Below are 12712 nucleotides of genomic sequence, written 5' to 3' on the forward strand. Positions count from 1 at the left end.
CCGTCATGGCGGGCGACGCGGCGTGATGTATCCCGCATCCTCCTTCGCGGCTACAGTCGCGCGCATGCCGCGCGTTGCGCCCATTCACGCCGAATCGCTGCTGGAGGCGGTGCATCGTCTGCGCGCCGGGCAGCCGGTGGCGTTTCCCACGGAAACGGTGTACGGGCTGGGGGCGGACGCCTTCAACGTCGAGGCCGTCGAGCGCGTGTACGTGCTCAAGGGACGGCCGACGGACAACCCGCTCATCATCCACGTGGCGGACGCCCGCCTGGCCGCCGACCGCGTGGTGGCCGCGGGAGCGTGGGGCGACCGCGCCGCCGCGCTGGCGAGGCGTTTCTGGCCCGGTCCGCTGACGCTGGTGCTTCCGAAGCGTCCGGACCTGCCCAGGCAGGCCACCGCGGGGCGCGACACCGTGGCGGTGCGCTGCCCGGCCCACTCGGGGGCGCAGGCGCTGCTGGGCATGTTCGGTTCGCCCATCGCCGCGCCCAGCGCCAACCGGTCGGGTCACGTCTCGCCCACCACCGCGGCGCATGTGGCGGCGGACTTCGACTCGGTGGACGACCTGCTCATCCTCGACGGCGGGCCATGCGCGGTGGGCATCGAGTCCACCGTGGTGGACCTGACGAGCGACCCGCCCCGGCTGCTGCGACCGGGGTCGATCACGGTCGAGCTGCTTCGTGAGGTGATCGGCCACGTCGAGTCGCCGCGCATCGAGTCGCAGGACGCCTCGCCCGGCACGGCGGAACGCCACTATGCGCCGCGCACACCGGCGATCATGATGGATCGGGCGGCGATCGAGCGGCGCCTTGCCGAACCGGGGCGACTGGTCGTGCTGGCGATCGAGGGCCTCGGCGTGCTTCCCGTGCGAGACGCGACCGCGGAGGGCCGGATCACGACGATTCCCATGCCCGACGCGCCGGAGTCATACGCCCGTCGCCTCTACGACGCCCTGCGCGAGGCCGACACAATCGGGGCGGCGGCGATTCTGATCGAGCGCCCGCCCGAGAATCCGGGGTTGTGGGCATCCATCCACGATCGACTGCGGCGCGCGACGCGGGCGGAAGTGTGAAGTGATGGAGTGTGAGTGTGAGGTTTCAAAGTGAGCCGCGACCGTGAGGGAGCGACTTGGCCACGCGTGGCAGTGCTCCAAGCCCGACCTGTTTCATGCAGCGGACGTGCATCGAACCGGACACCCCGCCGCTCTCTGACGGTCGCGGCTCGCAGAGCAACGACTGCCCCACGTTCCCACGCTTCATCACTTCACTTGATGCTCCGCAGCACCGCGCGCACCGGGCTGGCGTCGAAGCCCGCGAGCTTGAGCGGCAGGGCGATCAGTTCGTACACGCCCTCCGGCACGTCCGCCAGCGTGACCCCTTCGAGAATCGCCATGTCGTGGGCGAGAAATCGCTTGTGCGAGGGCAGATCCTTGGAGTGAAACAGGTCCACGCTGGGCGTATCCAGCCCGGCCAGCGTGAAGCACCGCTCATGCAGCCAGTCCACCAGCGCGGGGTCGAACGCCGCGAAGTCCTCGTTGAAGGCGCAGGGGTCGGGAAACGTGCCGGTGCGGAAGAGCGCGCGGCGGACACCACGGGCCGCGTCACCGGCGAGATCGTCCACCCTCGCGCGCGAGAGATGACCGAGCCCGAATCGCTCGCCCCGGGAGACGCCCACGTGAACGACGCGGCAGGGACCGAGATAGGGCTCAAGCGGGCGGGATTCGATCGACGGCGCGTCAAAGCCGTAGTGACTGGGCGCATCGGCGTGCGCCCCCAGGTGCACCGTGACCCGCAGCGTGGAGAGCGTCACCGTGTGCCCTCGCTTCATGTCCATCAGCACCTCGCGCGTGGCCGGCGTGTCGCCGGGCCACACGGCGAGATCGGGCGTGATGGTGGGGGTGATGTCGTGGAGCATGGATGGGCTGTCGACTCGCGGCTCTTGGCTCCCGTCATTGAGACATGTGCCCCATTCGGCGACAAATGCGTCAGATCAGTCCGGAGTTTCGCACTTCCTCCCGGAGTTCGTTGAGAGGCTCGAACGTGCCGCCTTCACCCCACACCTCCGATTCATGCGATTCAACCGCTCGAAGTACCCTCGACAGGACAACCATGAGTTCTTCTTCGTATGCGTGAGGAAGGAGAATCCGAAGCCCGGCCGTCATGGATGCGGATGCTTCATTGAACAATCGCGGACCAGCGAGGAGCCGTTCTTCGACGGACATCCGCCGCGACTTCTCGACTTGCTCGCGCGTGACGGATCGTCGAGGGAATGGCCAACCCTGTGATGCCTGCCTGACCTTGGCGCGTTCGAAGTCGAGGTTGAGATCGGGTGTCGGTTCCATGATCCGATTCTACCTCGCCTCGGCGACCCATCGGTCCAACGTTTCCTGTTGGATCGGCCGCAGTCCGTAGGCCGCGCGAACGGAGTCGGCGAAATCGGGCAATGTTGGAGTCGGCGCCTCGCGAAGCCAGTCGATGCAGAACGACGCCAAACGTTTCACTTCGGGCAGTTCGTACAGACGACATCCCCATGTGCCGAGCACGCATCGTTCGCCGACGAAGCCGACCCAGAAACTGTTGCCTGTCAGGTACCAGTCGCACCGCTTCGAAGCGACCGTTGTCCGTCGCCACGACCCCATGTCCTCAAGCCCGCTGGTGTGAAACCCCGCCGCCCGCACCGCGGCATCGAGTTCGGGATACCAATCGTCCTGTGGCATGTCGCCCCCATCGCGATCACGGCTTCAGCAGCCGCTCCGGACTCTCAAGATACCTGACCACGGTGTTGAGGAACCGCGTGCCCTCCGCGCCGTCCACCACGCGATGATCGCACGAGAGCGAGAGCGGCAGCGACTTGCCGATGAAGAACCCGCCGTGCTTGGCCATCACCTCATCCCGCGCCCGGCCGGCGGCGAGAATGGCCACCTCCGGGTAGTTGATGATGGGCGTGGCGAACATGCCGCCGTACGAGCCGACGTTGGAGATCGTGAACGTGCCGCCCATCAGTTCCTCGCGCGGGATGGTGCGGTTCTGGCAGCGGTCCGCGACGTCCTTCACGCGGTTCGACAGGTCCAGAATGCTCAGGTGGTCCGCGCCGGCGATCACGGGCACCATCAGCCCGTGATCGGTGTCCACCGCGCAGCCGAGATTGATGACGTTGCGGAGGATGATCTCCTCCTTCTCATCATCCACGTTGGCGTTGATGGCGGGGTGCTCCTTGAGGGCGCGGCACACGGCCGTGATGATGAAGGGCAAGAGCGAGAGTTTCTGGCCGGTGGCGAAGACCAGTTCCTTGCGCTTGGCCTCCAGAGCAGTCACATCCGCCGACTCGACCACGGTGAAGTGGACCGTGGTGGAGACCGAGTGGCGCAGCGCCTGGGCGATCTTGCGGCGGATGCCGCGGAAGGGGATGCGCTGGGAGACGCCGTCGCCGGACGGCGCGGGTGGCGCGCTGCCGGCTGGCGCGACACGCCGTGTCGCGCGATCATTCTCTGAACCGGCTCGGAGAGCCGGACCACCGGGATCGACTCGCAGAGTCGATCCACCCTGCCGCACGAAGGCCTCGATGTCGCTGGCCGTGACGCGACCGCCCCGGCCCGAACCGGGCACGCGGTCGATGTCGATGCCCTGCTCCCGCGCGATGCGGCGTACGGCGGGCGTGGCCAGGGCCTTGCCGCCGTTGCCGGCGACGGCCGCGTGTTCGGGCCTGCGGGCGAAGCGGCTGGAGATGGCCATCGTGCCCCCGACGGAGCCGACGACGGTGCCGGCGTCCTCCTCCTGCTTCGGCGCGGCGGCCGGCTGGGGAGAGGCGTGCGGGACGCTCTTCTTCGGCTCGGCGACTGGCTGCGCGCGGGCCGGGGCCTCGCCCGGCGCCCCGGCGGGGGCGCCGGTGTCGTACGTCACCAGCTTGGCGCCGACCTTGATGATGTCGCCCGGCTTGCCCAGCAGTTCGCGGATGACGCCGGCCCACGGGCTGGGCACTTCGACGCGGGCCTTGTCCGTCTCCATCTCGGCGATGGTCTGGTGCTCGGCGACTTTCTGCCCGGGTGCGACCTTCCAGTCGAGCAGTTCCGCCTCCGCCACGCCCTCGCCGAGGTCGGGAAGGATGAAGTACGACTTGTCCGATGGTTGTTTCACGCCGGCCATGACGGGGGCTCCGAATCAGTCTTCCAGCCAGTTTTTACCGCAGAGGCGCTGAGGATGCAGAGAGAGTCGGATTCGTCCACCGATGAGCAGGGGTGGATGCTGGTCATTGTGAATGAGAACGCGTGCGGCATGCTGGGTGTGAGTCGGGTTGATCCGCGAACGACAAACTCCCCTTCTCTCATTCTCCTCCGCGCCTCCGCGGTGATTTCAACCGAGCGGCGCCTGTGCCTGATGTCGATCAGTACGCCGCCACCTCCTCGATCGCCTTGCTGATGCGGTGGGCGTCGGGGAGGTATTCGAGTTCCAGCTTGTAGTAGGGCATGATGGTGTCGAAGCCGGCCACGCGCTGCACCGGGGCTTCGAGGTGCAGGAAGCAGTGCTCCATGATGCGGGCGGCGATCTCCGCGCCGAAGCCGCATGTCTTGGGCGCCTCATGCACCACGATGCAGCGTCCGGTCTTCTTCACCGACTCCACCACCGCCTCGGTGTCCATCGGGTAGATGGTGCGCAGGTCGATCAGTTCGATCGACTTGCCCGACTGCTCGATGGCGTTCATGCACTGCACCACGCTGGCGCCCCAGGAGACGATGGTCAGGTCGTCGCCCTCGCAGACCACGCGTGCCTTGCCCAGGGGAATGGTGTATTCGTCCTCCGGCACCTCCTCGCGGAAGGCGCGGTAGATGCGCTTGGGCTCGAAGAAGATGACCGGATCGGGGTCGCGGATCGAGCTGATGAGCAGCCCCTTGGCGTCGTAGGGCGAGGCGGGCATGACCACCTTGAGGCCCGGCTGATGGGCGTAGATCGCCTCGGGCGAGTCGCTGTGCAGCTCCGGTGCGTGGATGCCGCCCCCCACCGGCACGCGCACGGTCATGGGCACGGTGAAGGCCCCACGCGTGCGCGTGCGCATGCGGGCGGCGTGCGAGCACAGCTGGTCGTACGCCGGGCCGAGGAAGCCCTCGAACTGGATTTCGGGAACGGGGCGCAGCCCTCCCATCGCCAGCCCGATGGAGGTTCCGATGATGCCCGACTCGGCGAGCGGGGTATCGACGACGCGGTCGCCGCCGAAGCGCTGCCACAACCCCTCGGTGACGCGGAAGACGCCGCCGTTCCTGCCCACGTCTTCTCCGAGAATGATGACGCGATCGTCCTTCTCCATTTCCTGGATCAGGGCGAGGTTGATGGCTTGGACGAGTGTGAGGTTGGCCATGGATGTTCTCGATGACGATTCAGACGTGCGGCGGTCGAGGGGCGCGGCCGGATCCGGCGGGGAATCGGTCAGCCCGCCTTTCGACGGCGGGTACGTCCGTTCGTCGCGCGACGGATCGAACTGATGACCGCCGTGTTGATGTGGTCCGCCCCGCCATGCTTCGGATCGGCCACGTAGACCCATGTGCCGCGACCCGGCGGCACCCAGAGAAACTCCGGATGGGGGACGTGAAAGGTTCGTCCATCGACCAGCAGGATGTCGAACGGCTCGAACGGTCGCTGCGACTGCCATTTGCGGAGTTCATCGTTCGTCATCGATGCGCCTCCGCGCGATGCTCCGCATCAGTCGGTTGACTCGCCGCCTCCTGTCCCAGCGAACTGGTGCGGAACGTGGCGCGCTGCGTCTCCAGCTCGTCGCACAGTTCGGCGTACATCGAGTCGAAGAAGTCGGTCCGCGCCGGGGCGGCGATCTCCTCCGCCCGCTTGACGGCGGCGGCGACCTCCTCCTTGGCGCGCTCCCACGCGGCGGCCTCCTTCGAATCGTTCCACAGCTTCTTCTGGGTCATGTACTGCTTCAGCCGCAGCAGCGGGTCGCGCTGCTTCCACACTTCGACCTCCTCGGCGTCGCGATAGCGGCGGGCGTCGTCGGCGGTGGTGTGGTCGCCCAGCCGGTACGTGGTGGCCTCGATAAAGGTGGGCCGCCTGGTCTTCCGGGCGTTCTGCGCCGCGCGCTTCACGGCGTACACGACTGCGAAGAGGTCGTTGCCGTCCACCTGCACGCAGTCCATGCCGTAGGCGATGCCGCGCTGCGCCACCGTGGGGGCGGAGCACTGAATCTTCGACGGCACCGAGATCGCCCAGCCGTTGTTCTGGCAGAAGAAGATGACGGGAATGTCGAGGTTGGCGGCGAAGTTGGCCGCCTCGTGGAAATCGCCTTCGCTGGTCGCGCCGTCGCCGAAGAACGTGCAGGCGATGTCGTCCTCGCCTCGGTACTTGGACGCCCACGCCAGCCCGGCGGCGTGCAGCATCTGGGTGCCGATGGGGATGGCAAGGGGCGTGACGCGCAGGTCGCGCGGAATCTGGTTGCCGCGCTCATCCCCCATCCAGTGCAGCAGGATGTATTCCATCGGCAGCCCGCGCCAGAACAGCCCGGCATTCTCGCGGTAGCAGGGCACCAGCCAGTCCGTCTTGCGCAGCGTGTAGGCGGCGCCCAGCGACGTGGCCTCCTGCCCCATGTTCTGCGGATAGGTGCCCATGCGGCCGGAGCGCTGCAGCCGGAAGGCGATCTCATCCAGGTGTCGGCACGCGACCATGTGCGTGTAAAGGCGCACCAGGTCGTCGTCCGGAATGAGCCCCTTGCCGAGCTTGGCGTCGAAGGCGCCGTGCTCGTCGAGGATCGAAATCCGTTCGATGGATGTCTCGAAGACCTTCTTAACCGGCATGGATGCGCTCCCGCTTGCTGGCGGCCCCGGCGGCGATGCGCCGGTCGCCCAGCGCGATGGCCGCCTCGTAGGTTGACGAGAGCGTCTCGCCCTCGCGCAGAATCTGGGCGGTGGTGGCCTCGATCTCGTCATTCATGGCGTCGAGTTTCTGGCGCGAGTAGTTGAGGTACTGGCCGGAGAGCTCGATCACGCCGCCGGCGTTGACCACGAAGTCCACGCCGTACACGATGCCCCGGCTCTTGAGGACGACGGCGTCCTCCTCCGGGCAGTCGAGGACGTTGTTGGCTCCGCCGCACACCACGCGGCAGTTGAGCTTGCGGGCGGTGTTGGCGTCGATCACCCCGCCCAGGGCGCAGGGGGCGAGCACGTCGCATTCGGTGAGCAGGATTTCATCGGTGGAGGCGGCGGTGATGCCGTACTGGTCCACGCAACGCTCGACGTGCTGCCTGTTGATGTCGGCGCCGATCACGCGGGCGCCGTGCTCGACCAGCAGCTTCACCAGGTACGTACCCACGTTGCCCAGCCCCTGCACGGCGACGGTGCGGCCTTCGACCGACGGCGAGCCGAAGGCGTACTCCAGGCAGGCCTTCATGCCGTTGAAGACGCCGCGTGCGGTGAAGGGCGAGGGGTCGCCCCCGCGCGACACCTGCTCGCCGCCCATCACGTGGGCGGTCTCCATGGCCATCCAGTCGATGTACTGGGGGGTGGTTCCCACGTCCTCGGCGGCGATGTAGACGCCGTTGAAGGTGTCCACGAAGCGTCCCATGGCGCGGGCCTCGGCTTCGGTGGGCGCGTGGCCTCGCTGGGGGAGCCAGACCACCGACTTGCCGCCGCCCATCGGCAGCCCGGCGCAGGCGCACTTGTAGGTCATGCCCTGGCTCAGCCGCAGCACGTCGTGCAGGGCGTCCTGCTCGGTGGCGTAGCACCAGCGTCGGGTGCCTCCCAGCGCGTTGCCCAGGACGCTGGAATGCAGGGCGATGATGGCGCGCAGGCCGGTCTGAGGATCCTGGTGGAACGCCACGCGCTCGTGGCCGTACTCACGCATCTGCTCGAGGATGTTCATGACGACTCCGGGGGCTTGGATGATCGGTGCGGGACGAATTGAACGCGCGGCAGGCCCGCGCCGGCTCAGGCGTGGGCTGGCTCGGTGAACGTCGAACCCGCGCCGAAGTGCTGGATGGCGGGGTGATCGACCTTCTTGCCCGTGCCCCGCGCCTTCAGGTTGGGCGTGCGCTCGGGAATGGCGTAATCCGAGTTGGGCAGCGGGTCGACGCGGGCGATGGCGGCCTTGGCGGCGGCCCGCATGGGCTCATCGACGTTGTGCCGCAGTTCGCGCAGTTCGTTGCGCGCCTCGTGGTTGGCCTTGGCGCACAGGTAGCGGACGATGGCCAGCTCCTGCTCCAGCGAGGGGCCGTCCATGCCGTTGCGGATGTTGAAGTCCGCCCTGGACAGGGAGCACACCATGGCGTGAATCCACAGCACGGCCATCGAGAGCCGCCGCTGCACCATCTGGTTGGTGATCAGCCGCTCCTCGTGCTCCTTGAACATCATCTTGACCTCGTGGGCGAAGTCGCGGACGAGATCCTGCAGCAGGACGCGTTCGGAGGCCAGTTGCGGGTGAAGCCGCGTGATGATGGGTGCGGCGCGTTTGATGCGGCCGTAGAGCTCCAGCCCGATGCGCAGCGCGGCGCCGATGTTGGCGGTGGGGTTCTCCTTGAGCGCGATCATCCACTCACCCAGCTGCTTGGAGCCGTAGGCGAAGACGAAGGAGTGCATCACCTCGTTGGCGCCCTCGACGATGGTGTTGATGCGGCTGTCGCGCCAGAGGCGCTCGACCTCGTTCTCCGTCATGTACCCTTCGCCGCCCATCACCTGCACGGCCTCGTTGACCACGCGGTAGCCCCACTCGGAGCAGAAGACCTTGCACAGGGCGGTTTCGAGCATGATGTCCTCGTCGCCGCGGTCGAGGAAGCCGGTGGTCATGTAGAGCATGGCGTCCATGGCGTGGCAGTACGCCGCCATGGTGGCCAGTTTCTCCTGGATCATCTCGAAGTCGGCGATGGGGCGGTCGAACTGGTGCCGATACTGGGCCCACTTGACGGCCTGCTCATAGGCGTACACCGCGGCGCCGATCATGCCCGCCGACAGCGTGCAGCGCCCGAAGTTGAGGCATGAGAGGGCGATGTTGAGCCCCTTGCCCTCCTTGTGGAGAAGGTTCTCGCGGGGCACCCTGGCGTTGGTGAAGCGGATGCGCGCCTGCCACGTGCCGCGGATGCCGCACTTGCTGCGGTTGCGGCTGAAGATTTCCACGCCCTCCATGTCGGGCGTGCAGATGACGGCGGTGACGCGGTCCTTGCCGTCCGCCATCTTCTGCCGGCACATGACAGTGAACATGCCCGAGAGCGCGCCGCTGGTGGCCCACTTCTTCTCGCCGTTGAGGATGTAGTGCTTGCCGTCGGGCGACACGTCGCAGCGCGTCTCCTGCCCGCCCGCGTCGCAGCCGACGTTGGGCTCGGAGAGACAGAACGCCGAGAGCGTGTCCTTGGCCATGCGCGGCAGCCACTGACGCTTCTGCGCCTCGGTGCCGAAGAGCATGACCGCCTTGCAGCCGATCGACTGATGAGCCGAGACCAGCACCGCAGTCGAGCCGCAGGCGCGTCCGATGCGCTCCAGCACGCGGTTGTATGACGTGATGCCCAGCCCCGCCCCGCCGTACTCGCGCGGGATCGTCATGCCCAGCACGCCGATCTGGAAGAGCCGGTCGATGCACCACTTCGGAATCTCCTGATTCCGGTCGATCTCGAGGGTGGGGTGCTCGTTGCGCAGGTAGTCATCCAGCTCCGCGAGCATCTGGTCGCAGCGGGCGGTTTCCTCCGCGCTCACCTGCGGGAAGGGGAAGACCAGCTCCTCGCGGAAGTTGCCCCAGAACAGGTTCTTGATGAACCCCATGGTGCGCGGATCGGGGCCCAGCATCTCCTGCGCCTGCTCGATCTGCTTGCGATCGCGGGCGGAGACGTTCTTGAGGGCCTTGGCAAGGTCGGGCTTGGCGGGCGTGGTCTGGGCGGTGCTCATGGTCGCTCCCGTCGAGTGGTGTGGGGGGAGTGGTGGCGGATGCGGATTCTCATCACGACGCATCTTACGGGCTTGGGACGCGCCGGGGATTGAATCGCAGCCCGACCGCGCCGCCACGCCGGCGCCTTCCGTGTGCGAGTGTCGCGGCTGCTCCGTCAGCCGCTCCGTTCCTCGGTTGTGTCGACTGTCGCGATGGTCCCATCGAGTATACGGCAGGAATGGCGGTGCGTGCAACAAAATGCCGGTATCCCATCATTTTGCCGAAGGATCATCCGCCATCAGCCGCTCACGCCGAATAATCGTCGGAGATTCGTCTGGGCCTCCTCCCCCGCGATGACCTCGGCGGACAACGATGCCGCCCGATGGGCGATCGCCTCATCGAGCGAGCCGTCCAGTTCGTTGAGCCATCGCTTGGTGACCGCCTGAGCATGGCGCCCCCCGGTGGCCAGTTTCCGGGCCAGATCGTGGGTGAACGACTCCAGCTGCTCGCGCGGGACCAGGTGATCCACCAGTCCCCGGCGATGCCCCTCCTCGCCGGTGATGGTTCCGCCGGAGAGCAACATGGCCCGCGCCCGGCCGGCGCCGATCTTGCGGATCAGGTGCGGCGCGACCACGGCGGGGCAGACGCCCAGATCGACTTCCGGGTAGCCCACTTTCGCGTCGGGATGCGTGATAGCGAGGTCGGTGACGACCATGAGCCCGCACCCGCCCCCCACCGCCGCCCCGTTCACCATGGCGATGGTGGGCACCGGAAGCGCCCGGATGCGCAGCGCGGTCATGGCCAGGGTGTCGAGCATGCGGCTCATGGCGGGCACATCGGTGATGACGCCTCGCAGGTCCATGCCTGCGCAGAAGGATCGTCCCGCCCCGGTCAGGATGACGACCCGCGCCTGAGCGTTGCGGTGCGCCGCCTCCACCGCGTCGTGCAGCGCTTCGATGAGATCCAGCGAGAGCGCATTGTGCTTGTCGGGCCGGTTGAGCGTGATGGTCAGAATGCCATCATCGAGGCGTGAAAGCGCGAGATCAGTCATGCCCCAGTGTACGCCTGCGCCAAGGGGGAACGCCCGTCAGCGCGGCCTACAATCGCCCGATCACGGGGCCGTAGCTCAATTGGGAGAGCACGTGCTTTGCAAGCACGGGGTTGCCGGTTCGAGCCCGGTCGGCTCCATTCTCACGGACGCGCACGCCGCGCCCGAACCGGCGACGGGCTACTTGGCGCCTTCGGCCCCCGCCATTGCCACGATGTGGTCGTTCTCAACGGTGGAACCCGACACGCCGATGGCGCCGATGATGTGGCCCTCGGCGTTGCGGATGGGCACGCCGCCGGGGAAGGTGATGAGCCCGTCGTTGGAGTGCTCGATGCCGTAGAGCGGGCCGCCCGGCTGCGAGAGTTTGCCGATCTCGCCGGTGTTCATGTCGAAGTATCGCGCGGTCTTGGCCTTGCGGATCGAGATGTCGATGGAGCCGAGCCACGCGCCGTCCATGCGTGCGAAGGCCTTGAGGTTGCCTCCCGCGTCCACGATGGCGATGTCCATTTTGGTGTTGATCTCGCGGGCCTTTCGCTCCGCCGCCAGGATGGCCGCCTGGGCCTGCGCCAGCGAGATGTCGCGCGAGGTGAGCGAGCGATCCACCCGCGACTGGGTGGGATCCTGCGCGGGGGCCGCGGGCTCGGCCCCGCCGCGCGTGGCGGTGAGGCCCGCGCCGAGCAGGACCAGTCCGGCGGCGAGGGAGAGGGCGAGCGAGGCGGAGCGGCGTGCGTGCAGCGGCATGGGGTTCTCCTTGTCGAGCATGAGGTGCTTTGTTGAGTGGTGTCAGTTGAGGGGACTATTCTGCCCTAAAACCGGCCCCAGTGCCAGCGAGCGAGCGGCGCGGATGAAGCGGCGACTATACTTGCTCGCGCATGGGCGCGACGTGGGTGTCACCATGACCTACCGCGGATACATCGAGAACGGCAAAGTGCGTCTGGTCGAAGAGACCGGCTTGGCTGACGGCACGGAGGTCCGCGTCGAGCCGGTTCGCCAAAGCCGTCCGAAGCCGCAGCGCCGCAAGTCCGTCTCGCCGAAACGCGGCGCCCGCGCAAGGAACGACTCTCTTGCATCACATTACGCGGGTGTGATCGGCGTGCTGACCGACCTGCCGCGCGACTTCTCACGGCAGCATGATCATTATCTGTACGGGCATCCGAAGCACCGATGAGCGTCGCGTTCGCCGGCACATCGTTCTACCTCGCGCTGGTGAACGCCGCCGATGATCACCATGACGCTGCGGTTGAGTGGATTGCCCGGTCACGAGACCGCATCGTCACGACGGAGTATGTGCTCGTCGAGCTTGGCAACGCGCTGTCCGTGCGACGGTCTCGATACGTGTTTGCACAACTGCTGCAGAAAATACGAGAGGATCGGCGGACATCCATCGTGTTCGCAACGTCGTCTCTGTTCGAGCGCGGTTCGCGCCTGTATCTGGATCGTCCTGACAAGGACTGGTCGCTGGCCGACTGCCTGTCGTTCGTCGTGATGGGGCGTCGTCGTATTCGTCGCGCCCTGACTGCCGATCGGCACTTTGTCCAAGCGGGCTTTGAGACGCTGCTTTCGTGAATCGCCCCTTCTGTTCAATCGGCGCTTGACTCACCGCAAGCATCGGCTACGCTTGCCCCCGAATGCACACACGCACCGCCATGATGATGTCTATGGCCATGCCCAGCCCGGGCGCGGGAGTCGACTCCTGCGTGCGGCTGGGCGCCACCCGCGTGTGACGCCTCCGCACCAGTCGCAGGAACTCTGACTCCCGCCGTCCGGGCCTTCCCGAACGCGGCTGTTTCTTTCCACGCTCCTCCTTGCACGACAAGGGAGTCAG

13 protein-coding genes and 1 tRNA gene are annotated in these 12712 nt (G+C 67.1%); 4 read left to right on the forward strand and 10 right to left on the reverse strand.

Annotated elements, in window-relative coordinates:
* The first annotated feature begins 64 nt into the window (after positions 1-64).
* A complete protein-coding gene (locus tag HRU76_06175; protein QOJ17187.1) occupies positions 65-1069 on the forward strand; it encodes a threonylcarbamoyl-AMP synthase in 1005 nt (334 codons plus the stop codon).
* A 191-nt stretch (positions 1070-1260) separates the two neighbouring features.
* Here HRU76_06175 and HRU76_06180 read toward each other — a convergent pair whose 3' ends face one another.
* The 9 genes from HRU76_06180 to HRU76_06220 form a co-directional block, all read right to left on the reverse strand.
* On the reverse strand, positions 1261-1911 hold the full coding sequence (locus tag HRU76_06180) for a cyclase family protein (protein ID QOJ17188.1): 651 nt from the start codon (positions 1909-1911) through the stop codon (positions 1261-1263).
* Between the two features lie 436 nt (positions 1912-2347).
* Positions 2348-2713, reverse strand: coding sequence for a hypothetical protein (locus HRU76_06185; GenBank protein ID QOJ17189.1), 366 nt, complete (start codon positions 2711-2713; stop codon positions 2348-2350).
* A gap of 16 nt (positions 2714-2729) precedes the next feature.
* A complete protein-coding gene (locus HRU76_06190; GenBank protein ID QOJ17190.1) occupies positions 2730-4139 on the reverse strand; it encodes a 2-oxo acid dehydrogenase subunit E2 in 1410 nt (469 codons plus the stop codon).
* Between the two features lie 238 nt (positions 4140-4377).
* Entirely contained in the window at positions 4378-5346 is a 969-nt protein-coding gene (locus HRU76_06195) for an alpha-ketoacid dehydrogenase subunit beta (protein ID QOJ17191.1), read from the reverse strand.
* A 68-nt stretch (positions 5347-5414) separates the two neighbouring features.
* Complete coding sequence (locus HRU76_06200) at positions 5415-5660, reverse strand: hypothetical protein (GenBank protein QOJ17192.1); 246 nt, start codon at positions 5658-5660, stop codon at positions 5415-5417.
* The gene (gene pdhA, locus HRU76_06205; protein QOJ17193.1) at positions 5657-6787 is read right to left on the reverse strand and encodes a pyruvate dehydrogenase (acetyl-transferring) E1 component subunit alpha; all 1131 of its coding nucleotides are present in this window, start codon (positions 6785-6787) and stop codon (positions 5657-5659) included. The genes HRU76_06200 and pdhA overlap by 4 nt, the downstream gene beginning before the upstream one ends.
* Positions 6777-7850 carry a Glu/Leu/Phe/Val dehydrogenase gene (locus HRU76_06210; GenBank protein ID QOJ17194.1) on the reverse strand — a complete coding sequence of 358 codons (1074 nt, stop codon included), beginning with the start codon at positions 7848-7850 and terminating at the stop codon, positions 6777-6779. The genes pdhA and HRU76_06210 overlap by 11 nt, the downstream gene beginning before the upstream one ends.
* A gap of 65 nt (positions 7851-7915) precedes the next feature.
* Positions 7916-9859: an acyl-CoA dehydrogenase family protein gene (locus tag HRU76_06215; GenBank protein QOJ17195.1), complete on the reverse strand. Its 1944-nt coding sequence runs from the start codon at positions 9857-9859 to the stop codon at positions 7916-7918.
* Positions 9860-10137: 278 nt separating this feature from the next.
* Positions 10138-10890 (reverse strand): enoyl-CoA hydratase/isomerase family protein, encoded by a 753-nt coding sequence (locus tag HRU76_06220; GenBank protein QOJ17196.1) that lies wholly within the window; start codon positions 10888-10890, stop codon positions 10138-10140.
* Positions 10891-10954: 64 nt separating this feature from the next.
* Here HRU76_06220 and HRU76_06225 point away from each other — a divergent pair.
* A tRNA-Ala gene (locus tag HRU76_06225) sits at positions 10955-11027 on the forward strand.
* Between the two features lie 40 nt (positions 11028-11067).
* Here the strand turns inward: HRU76_06225 and HRU76_06230 are convergent.
* Positions 11068-11628, reverse strand: a complete 561-nt coding sequence (locus HRU76_06230) for a heme-binding protein (protein QOJ19123.1) — start codon at positions 11626-11628, stop codon at positions 11068-11070.
* A 154-nt stretch (positions 11629-11782) separates the two neighbouring features.
* Between HRU76_06230 and HRU76_06235 the strand changes: the two genes are divergently transcribed.
* Together HRU76_06235 and HRU76_06240 are read left to right on the forward strand one after the other, a co-directional pair.
* A complete protein-coding gene (locus HRU76_06235; protein ID QOJ17197.1) occupies positions 11783-12055 on the forward strand; it encodes a hypothetical protein in 273 nt (90 codons plus the stop codon).
* Positions 12052-12453, forward strand: a complete 402-nt coding sequence (locus HRU76_06240; GenBank protein ID QOJ17198.1) for a type II toxin-antitoxin system VapC family toxin — start codon at positions 12052-12054, stop codon at positions 12451-12453. The genes HRU76_06235 and HRU76_06240 overlap by 4 nt, the downstream gene beginning before the upstream one ends.
* Positions 12454-12712 lie beyond the last annotated feature (259 nt).

This window comes from Phycisphaeraceae bacterium (genome assembly GCA_015709595.1).
Taxonomy (GTDB): domain Bacteria; phylum Planctomycetota; class Phycisphaerae; order Phycisphaerales; family SM1A02; genus CAADGA01.

What these genes read in the sequence shown, in the direction of transcription:
- HRU76_06230 (QOJ19123.1), bottom strand. Translation starts at nt 11,628, where the DNA reads ATGCCGCTGCACGCACGCCGCTCCGCCTCGCTCGCCCTCTCCCTCGCC.
- HRU76_06185 (QOJ17189.1), bottom strand. Translation starts at nt 2,713, where the DNA reads ATGCCACAGGACGATTGGTATCCCGAACTCGATGCCGCGGTGCGGGCG.
- HRU76_06215 (QOJ17195.1), bottom strand. Translation starts at nt 9,859, where the DNA reads ATGAGCACCGCCCAGACCACGCCCGCCAAGCCCGACCTTGCCAAGGCC.
- HRU76_06210 (QOJ17194.1), bottom strand. Translation starts at nt 7,850, where the DNA reads ATGAACATCCTCGAGCAGATGCGTGAGTACGGCCACGAGCGCGTGGCG.
- HRU76_06195 (QOJ17191.1), bottom strand. Translation starts at nt 5,346, where the DNA reads ATGGCCAACCTCACACTCGTCCAAGCCATCAACCTCGCCCTGATCCAG.
- HRU76_06240 (QOJ17198.1), top strand. Translation starts at nt 12,052, where the DNA reads ATGAGCGTCGCGTTCGCCGGCACATCGTTCTACCTCGCGCTGGTGAAC.
- pdhA (QOJ17193.1), bottom strand. Translation starts at nt 6,787, where the DNA reads ATGCCGGTTAAGAAGGTCTTCGAGACATCCATCGAACGGATTTCGATC.
- HRU76_06220 (QOJ17196.1), bottom strand. Translation starts at nt 10,890, where the DNA reads ATGACTGATCTCGCGCTTTCACGCCTCGATGATGGCATTCTGACCATC.
- HRU76_06200 (QOJ17192.1), bottom strand. Translation starts at nt 5,660, where the DNA reads ATGACGAACGATGAACTCCGCAAATGGCAGTCGCAGCGACCGTTCGAG.
- HRU76_06175 (QOJ17187.1), top strand. Translation starts at nt 65, where the DNA reads ATGCCGCGCGTTGCGCCCATTCACGCCGAATCGCTGCTGGAGGCGGTG.
- HRU76_06235 (QOJ17197.1), top strand. Translation starts at nt 11,783, where the DNA reads ATGACCTACCGCGGATACATCGAGAACGGCAAAGTGCGTCTGGTCGAA.
- HRU76_06190 (QOJ17190.1), bottom strand. Translation starts at nt 4,139, where the DNA reads ATGGCCGGCGTGAAACAACCATCGGACAAGTCGTACTTCATCCTTCCC.
- HRU76_06180 (QOJ17188.1), bottom strand. Translation starts at nt 1,911, where the DNA reads ATGCTCCACGACATCACCCCCACCATCACGCCCGATCTCGCCGTGTGG.